Here is a 15,790-nt window from a genome sequence, read left to right as displayed (position 1 = left end):
GTCAGTCCCCGCCTCCTCCCAGCACTCCTCCCGCGAGTCCGATGACCACGGGCAGCACGCCGAGCGCGATGAACGCGGGCAGGAAGCAGAGCCCCACCGGCGCGGAGACCAGCACGGCCGCCCGGCGTGCCCGGACCGTGGCGGCCCTGGCGCGCTCGGCGCGTGCGTCCGAGGCGAGCCGGGCGGCCGGCCCGGCGGCGGGGAGCCCGGACCGGTCCGCCCGCTCCAGCAGCCGCGCCAGCGGGGCCGCCCCGGGCAGGAGGGTCAACCGGCCCCAGGCCACGTCCGGTTCACCGCCCAGCCGCAGCTCCGCCGCACCCCAGGCCAGCGCGTCCCCCACGGGCCCGCCGAGCGCCTCCCCGACGGCCTGCGCGGCGACGACCGGGCCGGCCCCGGCCGCCACGCAGGCGGCCAGCAGCTCTGCGGCGAGCGGGAGTTGACGGACGGCCGCTTCGGTACCGTCCTCCCGCGCGGTGCCCTCCGCCGCCCGGCGCCGCCACCACCACAGCCCCACGGCGGCACCGATGCCCGCCAGCGCGCCGACGGCCCCGCCGATCAGCACCCACGTCCCGCAGGCCGCCCCGGCCGGTGCCAGCCAGCGCCGGGCGATGCCCGCGGCCTCGCGGTACGGCCGGCACGGGAGGCCGTGCAGGGCCAGCATCCGGGCCACCTGGCGCCGTGCGTGGCGCCGCCGCCGCGCCGTCTCCAGCCGCCAGGCAGCCCAGCCCACCACCGACAGCGCGGCGAGCACGACCCCCAGCCTGTGCGTGGTTTCCGCGTTCATGTCGCCTCCGCTCCGCGCACGATCCGCGCCGCCCACCACACCCCGGCCGCCTCGAACACCGCTCCGGCCGCCAGGCAGCCCAGGCCCGCTCCGGTGTGCAGCAGCACCCGCAGCGGGTCGGCGCCCATGGCCGAGCCGAGGAGGAGCCCGAGGGCCGGAAGGACGGCGAGCAGCAGGGCCGTGGCCCGCGCCCCGGACAACTGGGCCCGCAGATCCGCGCGTTGGTCGCGCTCGGCGCGCAGGGCGCCGTCCAGCCGGTCGAGGCCGTCGGCCAGCCCGGCACCCTGGTCCACAGCCACCCGCCAGCACGCGGCGAGCCCCAGCAGTCCCTCGGCGCCCGGCTGCCGCGCGGCCGCGACGAGCGCTCCCGGCACATCTCCGCCGAACCGGGCCGCGGCGACCACGGCCGCCCGCACCTCGCCCGGACCGTCGAAGTCGCGGACGGCCCGCAGCAGCGCCTCACCGGGCTGCCGCCCCGCCCGCACCTCCCCGGCCAGTGCCCCGCACAGGGCGATCACCGCGTCCGCCCTGCTCTCCCGCGCGGCCCTGTCCCGGCGGGCCAGCCGCATCCGGCGGGCCACCGGAATCCCGGCCGCTCCGGCCAGGACCGGGATCACCGAGGAACCCAGCAGCCCGATCAGCAGCCCGGCCACGGGCAGCCACCACTCGGTTCCCCACCGGGCGCGCAACCCGCGCAGTTCGCCGAGGGCCCACTCCCAGGACGGCGGCCCCGCCGCCACCGCGCCACCGCCCGCGAGCAGCAGCCGCGCCCGGCGGACTCCGCCGCGCCGCCCGCCCAGCAGCAGGGCCCCTGCCCCGAGGCACACCGCGACGGAGATCCATGTCGCCTCAGCCGTGACGCCGTCCACCTCCCTCACCCCCTCCGCCGCTTCCGTCGTCCTCGAACGCGTCGCCCAGCAGGTCCCGCAACCGCTCCCAGCCGGGTCCGCGGACGAAGGCGTGCTCGCCCCACCGCAGCGCCGGCACGGTCCGGACCAGCCCCGTCCCGTCCCGCTCCAGCACGTGCGCCTCGGCGATCCGCCGCCGTCCGGACCGGTCCCGCACGAGGTGGAGGACCACCGACAGGGCGGCCGCCACCTGGCTGTGCAGCGCGGCCCGGTCCAGCCCGGCGGCCGTGCCCAGCGCTTCGAGGCGGGCCGGGACGCGGTCGGCGGTACTGGCGTGCACGGTCCCGCAGCCGCCTTCGTGTCCCGTGTTCAGGGCGGCCAGCAGATGCACCACCTCGGGGCCGCGCACCTCCCCGACGACCAGGCGGTCCGGCCGCATCCGCAGGGCCTGCCGGACGAGGTCCTCCAGGGTGACCAGGCCGGCGCCCTCCTGGTTCGCCGGTCTGGTCTCCAGCCGTACGACGTGCGGGTGTTCGGGCCTCAGCTCGGCTGAGTCCTCGGCGAGCACGATCCGTTCGCCCGGTCCGGCGAGGCCGAGCAGGGCGCTCAGCAGGGTCGTCTTGCCGGTTCCGGTGCCGCCGCTGACGAGGAAGGACAGGCGGGCCGTCACCAGCGCCCGCAGGATCCGGTCGCCGCCGGGCGGCACGGTGCCCGCCGCGACCAGCTCGTCGAGGGTGAACGCGCGGTGCCGCACCACGCGCAGGGACAGGCAGGTGCAGCCGACGGCCACCGGGGGCAGTACCGCGTGCAGCCGGGTGCCGTCGGGCAGCCGGGCGTCCGCCCAGGGCCGCGCGTCGTCCAGTCGGCGTCCGGCCACGGCGGCCAGGCGCTGCGCGAGCCGTCGTACGGCCGCGGCGTCGGGGAAGACCACCGGGGTCGTCTCCAGGCCGCCGCCGCGGTCCACCCACACCCGGTCGGGGGCGGAGACCAGGACGTCGGTGACGTCCGGGTCGGCGAGCAGGGGTTCCAGCGGGCCGGTGCCAACGAGTTCGGAGCGGAGCCGTTCGGCGGCGCCGAGCACTTCGGCGTCGCCCAGTACGCGGCCCTGTTCGCGCAGGGCCTGTGCCACGCGCGCGGGTGTGGGTTCGCCGCCGCTCTCGGCCAGCCGGCGGCGGACGCCGTCGAGGAGGGCCGCCCCGTCCGCACGGTCGAATCCGGGGAGCGTCATCGCGTGCCTCCCGCGTCGACGAGTGCCTGCTCCCAGAAGGCGGCGCAGAACCGGGCGAGGGGCCCGCGTCCGCTCGCGCCGGGTGGTTTCGCGGTACCGCGCGGACGCAGCAGCGCCGGTTCGACGGGCACCTCGCCGGCCAGGGGCAGGCCGAGCAGACGGGCCACCTCCCGTTCGTCGAAACCGGGGGCGTACGGGCCGCGCACCGCCACCCGCAGGTCCCGTACGACCATGCCGACGGCGGCGGCCACCCGGCCGGCCGCCGCCACCGCGCGCAGTTCGGCCGGCACGACGAGCAGGGCGAGATCGAGCTGGGCGAGGGCCTCGGCGACTCCCTCGTCCAGCCGGCGCGGGAGGTCGACGACGACCGTGCCGCCGCGTCGCCGGCCGGCGGCGAGCACCGCGCGCACGGCCTGTGGCGGGACGGCGACGCAGTCGCCGCGGTCCCAGCTGAGCACGCGCAGGGCGTGCAGTTCGGGCAGCGACTCCTCCAGCGCGCCGCCGCCGACACGGCCGCGCGAGGCGGCGAAGGCGGGCCAGCGCAGCCCTTCGGCGCTCTCGCCGCCGAGCAGTACGTCGAGTCCGCCGCCCAGCGGATCGGCGTCCACGAGCAGGGTGCGCAGCCCCTCACGCGCGGAGGTGACGGCGAGCGCGCAGGCGAGTGTGGACGCGCCCGCCCCGCCGCGGCCCCCGATGACCCCGACGGTGAGGGCGGGACGGCCGACGCCCTCGGCGACGTCGGCGATGCGGTCGACCAGCCACTGCTCGCCGTCCGGCAGCATCAGGACGTGGTCCGCGCCGATCCGCACCGCCCGTTTCCACACCTCCGAGTCGTCCTGGTCGCGGCCGACGAGGACCACCCCGGGCCGGCGCGCGGCCCCTCGCACCCGGCGGGCCGCGTCGTCGCCGACCAGGACGAGCGGGGCCGTCTCCCAGCCCCCGCCGCGTTCCGGTACGCCGTGGCGGACCTCGGGTGTGGCGCCCGCCGCCGCGCACAGCCGCAGGAGATCGTCGAGGAGCCGGGCGTCCTCGGTGACGATGAGGGGCCGTCCGGGCCGCCCTCCGGCGGCTGGTGACGGGTCGTGGGTGACGGTTCCGGTCATGTGTGCTTCCCCCTTCGCTGCCTCTTCCGCGCGGGCTCTGGCGCCGCGCGATTCCACCGATGTGAAGAGCCGGGAACCGGCCTCCATTTGAACGGCCGGCGAGAACCGGCCGGGCGCGCCCGGCAATCGCAACCGGCATGAACTCGCCATGACCGGAGCGCGCTGGAATCACGGTGCAGCGATCCCGGAAATCGTGTGGATCTTGGTCAAAAACTGTGGACAACTCAGCCGTTGTGAATATCGCCATCACCCGAACCGGTGACCTATGTCGCGACGGTGTACGACTTCCACAGAGCAGCCCGTTGATTACGTTCGGTAATCAATCATGGGCATGACGAAACGGCGGCCACAGCCGCTCGAAGCCGGTCCCAGGACCAGGCGAAGGGGGAGGAAAACGCATCCGGACATGCGACGACCCCCGCCGGGGGGGAGAGCGGGGGTCGTCCCCACGGCCGACTCGGGGGGGGAGGAGTCGGGCCGGGTTAGCACGGTCGCGAACGATCCGTGACTTCCATGGTGTACCCGAGAGCCTTCTCAGGCAAACCCACGCGCCCCACCTTACGCCGAATGGTGGGCGCCTATGCTCGGGGGCGTGGAAAACCACTCCTTGCCCCGCGCGGCCGCCTTCTTCGATCTGGACAAGACGGTCATTGCGAAGTCGAGCACACTCACCTTCAGCAAGTCCTTCTACCAAGGCGGACTGATCAACCGCAGGGCCGCACTGCGTACCGCGTACGCCCAGTTCGTCTTCCTGATCGGCGGCATGGACCACGATCAGATGGAGCGCATGCGCGAGTATCTGTCCGCCATGTGCCGCGGGTGGAACGTGCGTCAGGTGAAGGAGATCGTCGCCGAGACCCTGCACGAACTGATCGACCCGATCATCTACGACGAGGCCGCCTCCCTCATCGAGGGGCACCACGCGGCCGGCCGGGACGTGGTGATCGTCTCCACCTCGGGCGCCGAGGTGGTCGAGCCGGTCGGCGAGCTGCTCGGCGCGGACCGGGTGGTGGCCACGCGCATGGTCGTCGGCGAGGACGGCTGCTTCACCGGCGAGGTGGAGTACTACGCCTACGGGCCGACCAAGGCCGAGGCGGTACGGGAACTGGCCGCCTCCGAGGGCTACGACCTCGACCGCAGCTACGCCTACAGCGATTCGGTGACCGACCTGCCGATGCTCCAGACGGTCGGGCACCCGCACGCCGTGAACCCCGACCGCGCGCTGCGCCGTGAGGCCGTCGCACGCGGCTGGCCGGTCCTGGAGTTCCGCCGGCCGGTCCGGCTCAAGCAGCGGCTGCCCGCGCTCTCGGTGCCGCCGCGGCCCGCGCTCGTCGCGGCGGCGGCGATAGGAGCGGCCGCCGCGACCGCCGGACTCGTCTGGTACGCCAGCCGGCGCCGCAACGCGACCGCCTGACCGTTTCGCCTGCGTTTGAAGGCAAAAGTAAAGAACTGAGGGCAGGGGTTCCGCTTGTTCCGCGCGTGCAGTACAAAGGAATCAGGCCCGCGAGACCAAAGGACATCCGAGAGGATCCCCTGACACTACGCACTTGGCCCCACGGACCCCGCATGAACCACAGGGCACCCACGCGACGTCGGACCGTCGATTACGGGCCTGCCGCACCAGGTGACGGGCAAAGCACCCGACCTGATGGGCGATATATCGAGGACGCTTGGTAACCCGAGTGGCATGCCAGCGGCGGTACGAGTCCCTCGTACCGCCGCAACCCTTTTCAGGCCCCTCCCGCCCCGGGCTCCCGGGTCAGGCCGCTCCGCGCTGGAGCGCCTCGCAGACCGCCGTCGACTCACGCGCCCCCAGCTCGACCGCCCGTCCGCAGTGGGCGATCCAGGCCGCCATGCCCTCGGGGGTGCCGGACAGGTACCCGTCGAGCGCGGCGAGGTAGGAGGCGCGGCCGATCTCGGCATGACCCACCTCGGCCGGACAGACCGCCTTCGGGTCCAGTCCGCAGCCGATCAGGACGATCCGCTCGGCCGCGCGCGCGACCAGGCCGTTGTGCGAGGTGAAGGGGCGCAGCGCGAGCAGCTCGCCGTGCACCACGGCGGCCGTCACCAGCGCGGGCGCCGAACTGTCCTTGATGATCAGGTCCGCCAGCCCGTCGAGCCGGCCGGACATCTCCGCGGAGTCCGGCAGCGGCAGTTCGAGCAGCGGCTCCTCGACCCGCTCGCCCGCGCGCCGGGGCCTTCCCACCTCGTCCCCGTCGCTCGCGGCGGCGACCAGATGCAGCCGGGCCAGCACTCTGAGGGGCGACTGCCGCCAGATGGACAGCAGCTGTCCGGCCTCGGCGGTCAGCCTGAGGGACGCGCCCATGACGCGCGCCTCGGGATCGACGCTGAAGTCGGTGCGGCGCCGCACCTCCTCCAGCGCCCAGTCCGCACCGGACAGCGCGGCGGAGCCGCGGGCGCCGCGCAGTGCGGCCTCGGAAGTGATCGCGTTGCTGCGGCGCCGCATGACCCGGTGGCCGTAGACCCGGTCCACGGCCTTGCGCATGGACTCCACGGACTCGGCCACACCGGGCAGCGTGCCCAGGGCCGCGAGCGGATCGGCGGTCGCTCCTGTCGTACTCATGAGGACGACAGTACGCACCCCGCCGCCACACCCCACGAAGGAGTGGTCTTCTTCACCTTCCCGCAACTCACCGCTGTCGCGCCGCTACGCTTCGTGAACATGAAAATTGCTTTCGTCGGAAAGGGCGGCAGCGGCAAGACCACGCTCTCCTCCCTCTTCATCCGCCATCTCGCGGCCGCCGGCGCACCCGTGGTCGCCATCGACGCGGACATCAATCAGCACCTCGGCCCGGCCCTCGGCCTCGACGAGAAGGAAGCCGCCGCGCTCCCCGCCATGGGCGACCGGCTCCCTCTGATCAAGGACCACCTGCGCGGCAACAACCCCCGCATCGCCTCCTCCGCCACGATGATCAAGACGACCCCTCCCGGCGAGGGCTCCCGTCTGGTCCGGGTGCGGGAACCCAACGCCGTGTACGACGCCTGCTCGCGGCCGGTGGAACTCGACGGCGGCGCCGTTCGTCTGATGGTCACCGGGCACTTCACCGAGTCCGACCTCGGGGTCGCCTGCTACCACTCCAAGACCGGGGCGGTGGAGCTGTTCCTGAACCACCTCGTCGACGGCCCCGACGAGTACGTGGTGGTCGACATGACGGCCGGGTCGGACTCCTTCGCCTCCGGCATGTTCACCCGTTTCGACATGACGTTCCTCGTTGCCGAGCCGACCCGCAAGGGGGTCTCCGTCTACCGCCAGTACAAGGAGTACGCCCGCGACTTCGGCGTCGCCCTGAAGGTCGTCGGCAACAAGGTCCAGGGGCAGGACGACATCGACTTCCTGCGCGCGGAGACCGGGGACGACCTGCTCGTGACGGTGGGGCACTCGGACTGGGTGCGCGCCATGGAGAAGGGGCACCCGCCGCGCTTCGACCTCCTGGAGGAGTCCAACGTCCTCGCCCTGCGGGCCCTCAGGGACGCGGCCGACGCGACCTACGCGCTGCGCGACTGGGAGCGCTACACGCGCCAGATGGTGCACTTCCACCTGAAGAACGCCCAGTCGTGGGGCAACGAGCGCACCGGGGCCGACCTGGCGGCGCAGGTCGACCCCGGCTTCGTGCTCGGCGAGGGCGTGGCGGCCCCCGTCTGACGGCTACCGCGCGGCTACTGCCTGACCGCCGGCGCCCCGGGCACGCCCTTGGGCGCCGGTGCCGGGCGGCCGGACAGCAGGGACGCCCAGCCCTGGCGGGGCGCCTGGCCCACCTCCAGGGTGCGCAGTCGCTTCAGCGTCTGCGGATCCTGCGCGTCGAGCCAGTCGGCGAGTTGGTGGAAGGAGACGCAGCGCACCTCGGGCTTGTTGCACACGTCCTTGACCACCTCGTCGATGGCCCGCATGTACGTGCCGCCGTTCCAGGACTCGAAGTGGTTGCCGATGATCAGCGGCGCGCGGTTGCCGTCGTAGGCCCGGTAGAAGCCCTGGACCAGGCCGTCGCGCATCTGGTCGCCCCAGTAGTCGAACTTGTCGGGGTCGCCCTGGGTCTGGGTGCCCGACTGGTTGACCATGAAGTTGTAGTCCATGGTCAGCTGTTCGTAGTTGTGCCCCGGGAAGGGGACCAACTGCATCGACAGGTCCCACAGGCCGTTCTTCTTCTTGGGCCAGATCTGGTCGTCGACCCCGCTGGAGTCGTAGCGGAAGCCCATCTGGGCCGCCGCCTTCATGAAGTTCTTCTGCCCTTCCAGGCAGGGGGTGCGGGCGCCGATCAGCTCCTTGTCGTAGTCGAAGGGCAGCGGCGCCGACTTCGTCATCCCGGTGTTGGTCTTCCAGCTCTTCACGAACTGCTTGGCCTGGGAGATCTCGCTCTTCCACTCGTCCACCGACCACTCGCCGCCGCCGCCGTCGGGACCGCAGAAGTGGCCGTTGAAGTGGGTGCCGATCTCGTTGCCCTCGAGCCACGCCATCCGCACCTGCTTGACGGTGTCGGCGATGCCCTGCGCGTCGTTGAAGCCGATGTCGGAACGGCCGGGCGAGTGCTGCGGCGGCTTGTAGAGGTCGCGCTTCTCCTCGGGCAGCATGTAGACACCGCTGAGGAAGAAGGTCATGTTCGCCTTGTTCTCCTTGGCGACCTTGCGGTAGTGCGAGAACAGCTTCTGGCTGTCCTCTCCCGAGCCGTCCCAGGAGAACACCACGAACTGCGGGGGCTTCTGACCCGGTCGGAGCTTCTCGGGCCTGGGCAGGTGCGGCTGCCCGCCGGTGTACGCGGTGGACCCGTCGCCGATCAGACGGACCACGCTCTGCGGGGCCGCCGCCCCGTTCTGGGGGCCGGGCTGCCCCTCCTTCGAACCCTTGGAGCCGGTCGAGCAGCCGGCGAGCGGCGCGACACAGGCCGCGGCGGCCACGACGCCGACGGCGATCCTCTGGGTGGCGGTCATCTTCCGCCCACCTTCTTCCTTCTCTCAGGCGAACGCCGACTCTCAGACGGACGCTGACGAGGGTGTTTTCTGCCGATCTGTAGGTTTCTGTCGGCTTCTGACCGACAGTGCCGTCAAGGTGGCACGAGACCGAGAAGGAATTAGTACGACAAGCCGATGAAATGACCGCTTCACCCGAGAAGAGGATCGGGTGAGCCATTTGCCCCGAAAAGTTATGCCCAGACTTTACTCTGCATTACGGTTCGTTTACCGAGCGTCGACATCCCGCCGCTGTACGCCGTGACCCACGGCCGCGACCGACCCCCGCCCCCGTGCGGGACCCCAGCCAGTCCGCGACCGCGCCGCCCCGGAGGAGACGGGAACATGCCAACCTGCGCACCTTCTCGCACCCAGCCCCACTCGCCCCCCGCCGGCCCGCCGGCCCGGCGCCGACGCTTCCTCGTCGAGAGCGCCGACCTGTCCGCGTCCGTCGCGGTCTTCCTCATCGCCCTGCCGCTCTCCCTCGGCATCGCCCTGGCCACCGGCGCCCCGCTCCAGGCCGGACTGGTCGCCGCCGCCGTCGGCGGACTCGTCGCCGGACGGCTCGGCGGCTGCCCGCTCCAGGTCAGCGGGCCCGCCGCCGGCCTGACCGTGGTCACCGCCGATCTGATCCACCGCTACGGCTGGCAGGCGACCTGCGGCATCACGGTCCTCGCCGGACTCGCCCAACTCGGCCTCGGCTGCCTGCGGGTGGCCCGCGGAGCGCTCGCCGTCAGTCCGGCCGTGGTGCACGGCATGCTCGCCGGCATCGGCGTCACCATCGCCGTGGCCCAGCTGCACATCGTCCTCGGCGGCAGCCCCGACAGCTCCGTCCTCGCCAACCTGCACGCCCTGCCCGCCCAGTTGGCCCGCCTCGACCCGGCCGCCGTGTCGATGAGCCTGCTCACCCTCACGCTGCTGCTGGCCTGGCCGCGGATCCCCGGCCGCGCCGGACGGCTGCTGCGCAAGGTCCCGGCCGCCCTCGTCGCGGTCACCGGGGCCACCGTCACCGCCACGCTCACCGGGCTGACCCTGCCCCGCGTGGATCTGCCGTCCTGGCGCAGCCACGCCCTGGCCGGCCTGCCCGAGGGGCCGGTGCTCGGCGTCGTCGCCGCCGTGCTCACCACCACGCTGGTGTGCAGCGTGCAGTCGCTGCTCGGCGCGGTCGCCGTCGACAAGCTGATCGCCGCGCGCCCCGGACCCCCGGCACGTGTCGGCCGCTCGGACCTCGACCGCGAACTGCTCGGGCAGGGTGCCGCCAACATCGTCTCCGGGGCGCTCGGCGGGCTGCCGGTCGCGGGCGTCGCCGTACGGAGCACGGCGAACGTGAACTCCGGTGCGGTGAGCCGGAACTCCACGATGCTGCACGGCGTTCTCGTAGTAGCCGCCGCACTGCTGATGGTCCCGCTCCTGGAGCGGATCCCGCTCGCCTCGCTCGCCGCCCTGGTGATGGCCGTCGGCATCCAGATGGTGTCCCTGAACCACATCCGCACGGTGACCCGCCACCGTGAAGTACTGGCGTACGTCGCCACCACACTCGGCGTGGTGTTCCTCGGCGTCCTTGAGGGCGTGTTCCTCGGGGTCGCCATGGCGGTCGCCGTCGCCCTGCATCGCCTGACCCGCACCCGCATCACGCACAGCGAGGAGGGAGAGGTCCATCACGTACACGTACAGGGCCAGCTGACGTTCCTCGCGGTGCCCCGGCTCAGCAGAGCCCTGCACCTCGTCCCCCAGGGCACGCACGCCGTCGTGGAGCTGGACGGGTCGTTCATGGACCACGCGGCGTACGAGTCCCTCCAGGACTGGCAGAAGTCGCACACCGCGCGGGGCGGCACCGCCCGGCTGACGGGCCGGTACAGCGGCGTCCGCACCGGTACGGCCCCCGCCCCCTCGGCGGTGTGCCGGTGCCGGCCCTGGACGCCGTGGCGGAACCACCAGTGCGCGCTGCCGTCCCGCGTCCCGGGAGACCCGGCGGACACGGGCGCGGGTTCGGGCGCCGGCATGGACTCGGGCACGGGTGGGGGTGTGGGCGCGACTTCGGGAACACCCACGGCCCCGGGTGCGCCCGCGGGCCCGGGTGCGGCCATGAACCCGGGTGCGGCCATGAGCCCGGGTGCGCCCGCTGACCCGGGCGGGCATGGGAAGGGCCGGGGCACGACTGCCGGCGGAGCAGGGACCCCGGCCGACCCCGGCCGCACCACCGCCACCGCCTCCGCCTCCGCCACCGCCACCGCCACCGCCTCCACGCTCGCCTCCGCCCCCGGGGTCACTCACGGCGCCGCACCCGGCCGGGGGCGCGGTCCTCGCGAACTCGCCCGCGGCATCAGCTCGTTCCAGCGGAACACCGCCCCGCTGGTGCGGGACGAGCTGGCCCGGCTGGCCAGGGAAGGGCAGCGGCCCTCGCAGCTGTTCCTCACCTGCGCGGACTCGCGGCTCGTCACGTCGATGATCACCGCCAGTGGTCCGGGCGACCTGTTCGTCGTCCGCAACGTCGGCAACCTGGTGCCGCCGCCGGGCGAGGAGCACGGGGACGACTCGGTTGCGGCCGCCGTCGAGTACGCGGTGGACGTGCTCGGGGTGCGGTCCGTGACGGTGTGCGGGCACTCCGGGTGCGGAGCGATGCAGGCGCTGCTGACCGCCGGTCCCGCGGACACGGTGACCCCGCTCAGGCGCTGGCTGCGGCACGGGCTGCCCAGCCTGCGGCGGATGGACGACGACCGCCGGCCCCGGCCGCGGCTGGCCGGACGGGCGCCGGCCGACGCGGCGGAACAGCTGTGCCTGACCAATGTGGTCCAGCAGTTGGAGCATCTGCGGGCGCACGCCCCCGTCGCGCGGGCGCTGGCCGCCGGCACGCTGGAACTGCACGGGATGTACTTCCACGTGGGCGAGGCGCAGGCCTATCTGCTCGACGCGGCGGAGACCGGCGGCGGCAGTCACGGGAGCGACGCGGACAGCGTGTTCACGGACGTGAGGTTCGAGGATGTGCGGGAAGGGGAGGAAACGCACAGTCCGGTGTGAGAGCCCAGCTCAGGGCGTCGTCAGGGCCTCACCGCACATAGGTCTATACCAATTTTTGGACTGACCCTTGTCATCGGACCCCCGGGTCTGATGAGGTGTGGCCCGGGACACAACGGACACCCTGGGAAAGGGAGATGTCGTGAGCAACGAAAGCCTGGCCAACCTCTTGAGGGAGGAGCGACGCTTCGCGCCGCCGGCTGACCTGGCCGCGAACGCCAACGTCACGGCAGAGGCGTACGAGCAGGCCAAGGCTGACAGGCTCGGCTTCTGGGCCGAGCAGGCCCGCCGGCTGACCTGGGCCAAGGAACCGACGGAGACGCTGGACTGGTCGAACCCTCCGTTCGCGAAGTGGTTCCAGGACGGCGAGCTGAACGTCGCGTACAACTGCGTGGACCGGCATGTCGAGGCCGGTCACGGCGACCGGGTCGCCATCCACTTCGAGGGCGAACCCGGCGACAGCCGCTCGATCACCTACGCCGAGCTGAAGGACGAGGTCTCCAAGGCCGCGAACGCCCTGCTGGAGCTGGGTGTCCGCAAGGGCGACCGGATCGCGATCTACATGCCGATGATCCCGGAGACGGCGATCGCGATGCTGGCGTCGGCCCGGATCGGCGCCGCGCACTCGGTCGTCTTCGGCGGCTTCTCGGCCGACGCGCTCGCCACGCGCATCCAGGACGCGGACGCCAAGGTCGTCATCACCGCCGACGGCGGCTACCGGCGCGGCAAGCCGTCCGCCCTCAAGCCCGCCGTGGACGAGGCGGCGCGCAAGGCCGGCATCGTGGAACACGTGCTGGTCGTGCGCCGCACCGGACAGGACGTGGCCTTCGACTCCGCGCGCGACGTGTGGTGGCACGAACTGGTGGACCGCCAGTCCACGGAGCACACCCCGGAGGCGTTCGGGGCGGAGCACCCGCTGTTCATCCTCTACACCTCGGGGACGACGGGTAAGCCGAAGGGCATCCTGCACACCTCCGGCGGCTACCTCACCCAGGTGGCCTACACGTACTGGGCGGTGTTCGACCTCAAGCCGGAGACGGACGTCTACTGGTGCACGGCCGACGTCGGCTGGGTCACCGGCCACTCGTACATCGTGTACGGACCGCTGGCCAACGGCGCGACGCAGGTGATGTACGAGGGCACCCCGGACACCCCGCACCAGGGCCGGTTCTGGGAGATCGTGGAGAAGTACCGGGTCACGACCCTCTACACGGCACCGACGGCGATCCGGACGTTCATGAAGTGGGGCGACGAGATCCCCGCCCAGTTCGACCTGACCTCACTGCGGCTCCTCGGCTCGGTGGGCGAGCCCATCAACCCCGAGGCCTGGATCTGGTACCGCAAGCACATCGGCGCCGATCTGACGCCGGTCGTGGACACCTGGTGGCAGACCGAGACCGGCGCGATGATGATCTCGCCGCTGCCGGGCGTCACCGAGGCCAAGCCCGGTTCCGCGCAGCGCCCGCTGCCCGGCATCAGCGCGACCGTCGTGGACGACGAGGCGAACGAGGTGCCCGACGGCGGGGGCGGCTACCTCGTCCTCACCGAGCCGTGGCCGTCGATGCTGCGCACGATCTGGGGCGACGACCAGCGGTTCCTCGACACCTACTGGTCGCGCTTCGAGGGCCGGTACTTCGCGGGCGACGGCGCGAAGAAGGACGACGACGGCGACATCTGGCTCCTCGGCCGCGTGGACGACGTGATGCTCGTGTCCGGGCACAACATCTCGACCACCGAGGTGGAGTCGGCGCTCGTCTCGCACCCGTCGGTCGCCGAGGCGGCCGTGGTCGGCGCCACCGACGAGACGACCGGCCAGGCCATCGTCGCCTTCGTCATCCTGCGCGGCACCGCCTCGGAGGACGAGAAGCTGGTCGCCGAGCTGCGTGACCACGTCGGCGCCACGCTCGGCCCGATCGCGAAGCCGAAGCGGATCCTGCCGGTGGCGGAGCTGCCGAAGACCCGCTCGGGCAAGATCATGCGCCGCCTGCTGCGGGACGTGGCCGAGAACCGCCAGCTCGGGGACGTGACCACCCTGACCGACTCCACGGTCATGGACCTCATCCAGACCAAGCTCCCGGCCTCGTCGAGCGAGGACTAGAGCCCGGGCAGGACCGTACGGCGGAGGCGCCCGGCGTGAGAACGCCGGGCGCCTCCGGCGTGCGCGGCCGCCGCACGGCCGCGCGGCCCGGCCATGCGACCGGGACCAACCTTAGGTAAACTAAACAAAGCCCCCCGGTGGGACGGGACCCGACAGGACCCCGACGCAACCCCGCCGAGGCACCGCACAGAACGTCTCACAACACGACACAGACACCAAAGGTGTGCCGGGAAGACTGGTCGGCAAGCACGCACCCCTGCCCGCCACCGACACCGGAGGTCTCCACCGTGTCCGCGCCCCGCGTCCCGAACGTCCCCCGCAAGGTCCTGGGACGCCTGTCCCTGCCCGAGCGGAACGCCGTCACGGACGCGCTGCGCACCGAGACCGTCGGCGGCGTCCTGCTCCTCCTCGCCGCCGTCGCCGCGCTGATCTGGGCCAACATCCCCGCGCTGCACGCCGGCTACACGGCCGTCAGCCATGCCTCCTTCGGCCCCGGGACGCTGGGCCTGCACCTCTCCGTCGCCCACTGGGCATCCGACGGCCTCCTCGCCGTCTTCTTCTTCGTCGCCGGGATCGAGCTCAAGCGCGAGCTGGTCGCCGGGGACCTGCGCGACCCCAGGGCGGCCGCGCTGCCCGTGGTGGCCGCCCTGTGCGGAATGGCCGTACCCGCGCTGGTCTGCACGCTCACCGCGCTCTCCGGGGGCGGCTCCCCACGGGGCTGGGCGGTGCCCACGGCCACCGACATCGCCTTCGCGCTCGCCGTCCTCGCGGTCATCGGCACCTCGCTGCCCGGTTCGCTGCGGGCCTTCCTGCTGACCCTGGCGGTCGTCGACGACCTCTTCGCGATCCTGATCATCGCCGTCTTCTTCACCGACCGGATCGACTTCGCCGCCCTCGGCGGAGCCGTCGCCGGGCTGGTGGTCTTCTGGGTGCTGCTGCGCCGGGGCGTACGCGGCTGGTACGTGTACGTGCCGCTCGCGGTCGTGATCTGGGCGCTGATGTACAACAGCGGCGTGCACGCGACCATCGCGGGCGTGGCCATGGGTCTGATGCTGCGCTGCACCACCCGCGAGGGCGAGGAGCACGCGCCCGGCGAGCGCGTCGAGCACCTGGTGCGGCCGCTGTCGGCCGGGCTCGCCGTACCGCTGTTCGCCCTGTTCAGCGCCGGGGTGTCGGTCTCCGGCGGAGCGCTGCAGGACGTGTTCACGAAGCCGGAGACGCTCGGGGTCGTCCTGGGGCTGGTCGTCGGCAAGACGGCCGGGGTCTTCGGGGGCGCCTGGCTGACCGCGCGCTTCACCCGCGCCTCGCTCAGCGACGACCTCGCCTGGGCCGATGTCTTCGCGGTGGCGTCCCTGGCCGGGATCGGCTTCACGGTCTCGCTGCTCATCGGCGAGCTGGCCTTCGCCGGAAACACCGCGCTCACCGGCGAGGTGAAGGCGGCCGTACTCGCCGGATCGCTGATCTCCGCCGTATGTGCGACCGTGCTGCTGAAGGTACGAAACGCGAAGTACCGCCGTCTGTGCGAGGACGAGGAGCGCGACGAGGACGAGGACGGCGTACCCGACGTCTACGAGCAGGACGACCCCGAGTACCACCTGCGCATGGCCCGCATCCACGAGCACAAGGCCGCCGAGCACCGGCGCCTCGCCGCCGAGAAGGCCGCGGCGGCGCGCCACGGGCTTGCGGAAGTGCCGGGCGGGGCAGGCGAGGAGGGCGGTCGTCCGGCATGATCTGACGAGACGGTACAAAACA

Annotated in this window: 11 protein-coding genes; 5 read left to right on the top strand and 6 right to left on the bottom strand. The window is 72.7% G+C overall.

Annotated elements, in window-relative coordinates:
* Window position 1: 1 nt before the first annotated feature.
* From ACIPRD_RS30460 to ssd, 4 genes are read right to left on the bottom strand one after another with little or no spacing between them, the layout of a single operon-like run.
* Window positions 2–784 (bottom strand): type II secretion system F family protein, encoded by a 783-nt coding sequence (locus tag ACIPRD_RS30460; RefSeq protein WP_401567690.1) that lies wholly within the window; start codon window positions 782–784, stop codon window positions 2–4.
* Entirely contained in the window at window positions 781–1,653 is an 873-nt protein-coding gene (locus tag ACIPRD_RS30455) for a type II secretion system F family protein (RefSeq protein WP_401567686.1), read from the bottom strand. The genes ACIPRD_RS30460 and ACIPRD_RS30455 overlap by 4 nt, the downstream gene beginning before the upstream one ends.
* Window positions 1,634–2,860, bottom strand: coding sequence for a TadA family conjugal transfer-associated ATPase (locus ACIPRD_RS30450; protein WP_356407584.1), 1,227 nt, complete (start codon window positions 2,858–2,860; stop codon window positions 1,634–1,636). Before ACIPRD_RS30450 ends, ACIPRD_RS30455 begins: the two co-directional genes overlap by 20 nt.
* Complete coding sequence (gene ssd, locus ACIPRD_RS30445; RefSeq protein WP_356407581.1) at window positions 2,857–3,963, bottom strand: septum site-determining protein Ssd; 1,107 nt, start codon at window positions 3,961–3,963, stop codon at window positions 2,857–2,859. The genes ACIPRD_RS30450 and ssd overlap by 4 nt, the downstream gene beginning before the upstream one ends.
* A 580-nt stretch (window positions 3,964–4,543) precedes the next feature.
* Here ssd and ACIPRD_RS30440 point away from each other — a divergent pair.
* A complete protein-coding gene (locus ACIPRD_RS30440; protein WP_356407578.1) occupies window positions 4,544–5,377 on the top strand; it encodes an HAD-IB family hydrolase in 834 nt (277 codons plus the stop codon).
* A gap of 345 nt (window positions 5,378–5,722) precedes the next feature.
* Here ACIPRD_RS30440 and ACIPRD_RS30435 read toward each other — a convergent pair whose 3' ends face one another.
* Window positions 5,723–6,547 carry an oxidoreductase gene (locus ACIPRD_RS30435; RefSeq protein WP_356407575.1) on the bottom strand — a complete coding sequence of 275 codons (825 nt, stop codon included), beginning with the start codon at window positions 6,545–6,547 and terminating at the stop codon, window positions 5,723–5,725.
* A gap of 99 nt (window positions 6,548–6,646) precedes the next feature.
* Here ACIPRD_RS30435 and ACIPRD_RS30430 point away from each other — a divergent pair, with 99 nt between their 5' ends.
* Window positions 6,647–7,627 (top strand): ATP-binding protein, encoded by a 981-nt coding sequence (locus tag ACIPRD_RS30430; RefSeq protein ID WP_356407572.1) that lies wholly within the window; start codon window positions 6,647–6,649, stop codon window positions 7,625–7,627.
* Window positions 7,628–7,641: 14 nt separating this feature from the next.
* Here ACIPRD_RS30430 and ACIPRD_RS30425 read toward each other — a convergent pair whose 3' ends face one another.
* A complete protein-coding gene (locus tag ACIPRD_RS30425) occupies window positions 7,642–8,907 on the bottom strand; it encodes a hypothetical protein (RefSeq protein ID WP_356407569.1) in 1,266 nt (421 codons plus the stop codon).
* A gap of 363 nt (window positions 8,908–9,270) precedes the next feature.
* Here ACIPRD_RS30425 and ACIPRD_RS30420 point away from each other — a divergent pair, with 363 nt between their 5' ends.
* The 3 genes from ACIPRD_RS30420 to nhaA all read left to right on the top strand — a co-directional run bounded on the left by ACIPRD_RS30420 (window position 9,271) and on the right by nhaA (window position 15,768).
* Window positions 9,271–11,943, top strand: a complete 2,673-nt coding sequence (locus ACIPRD_RS30420) for a SulP family inorganic anion transporter (RefSeq protein WP_401567681.1) — start codon at window positions 9,271–9,273, stop codon at window positions 11,941–11,943.
* 139 nt (window positions 11,944–12,082) lie between these two features.
* On the top strand, window positions 12,083–14,038 hold the full coding sequence (acs, locus tag ACIPRD_RS30415; protein ID WP_356407563.1) for an acetate--CoA ligase: 1,956 nt from the start codon (window positions 12,083–12,085) through the stop codon (window positions 14,036–14,038).
* A 287-nt stretch (window positions 14,039–14,325) separates the two neighbouring features.
* The gene (nhaA, locus tag ACIPRD_RS30410) at window positions 14,326–15,768 is read left to right on the top strand and encodes a Na+/H+ antiporter NhaA (RefSeq protein ID WP_401567678.1); all 1,443 of its coding nucleotides are present in this window, start codon (window positions 14,326–14,328) and stop codon (window positions 15,766–15,768) included.
* Window positions 15,769–15,790 lie beyond the last annotated feature (22 nt).

This window comes from Streptomyces sp. NPDC090108, from assembly GCF_044747185.1.
In the GTDB taxonomy this organism is placed as follows: Bacteria; Actinomycetota; Actinomycetes; order Streptomycetales; family Streptomycetaceae; genus Streptomyces.
Note: the sequence above shows the minus strand (reverse complement) of the source record. Positions and strands in the feature narration are given on the sequence as shown.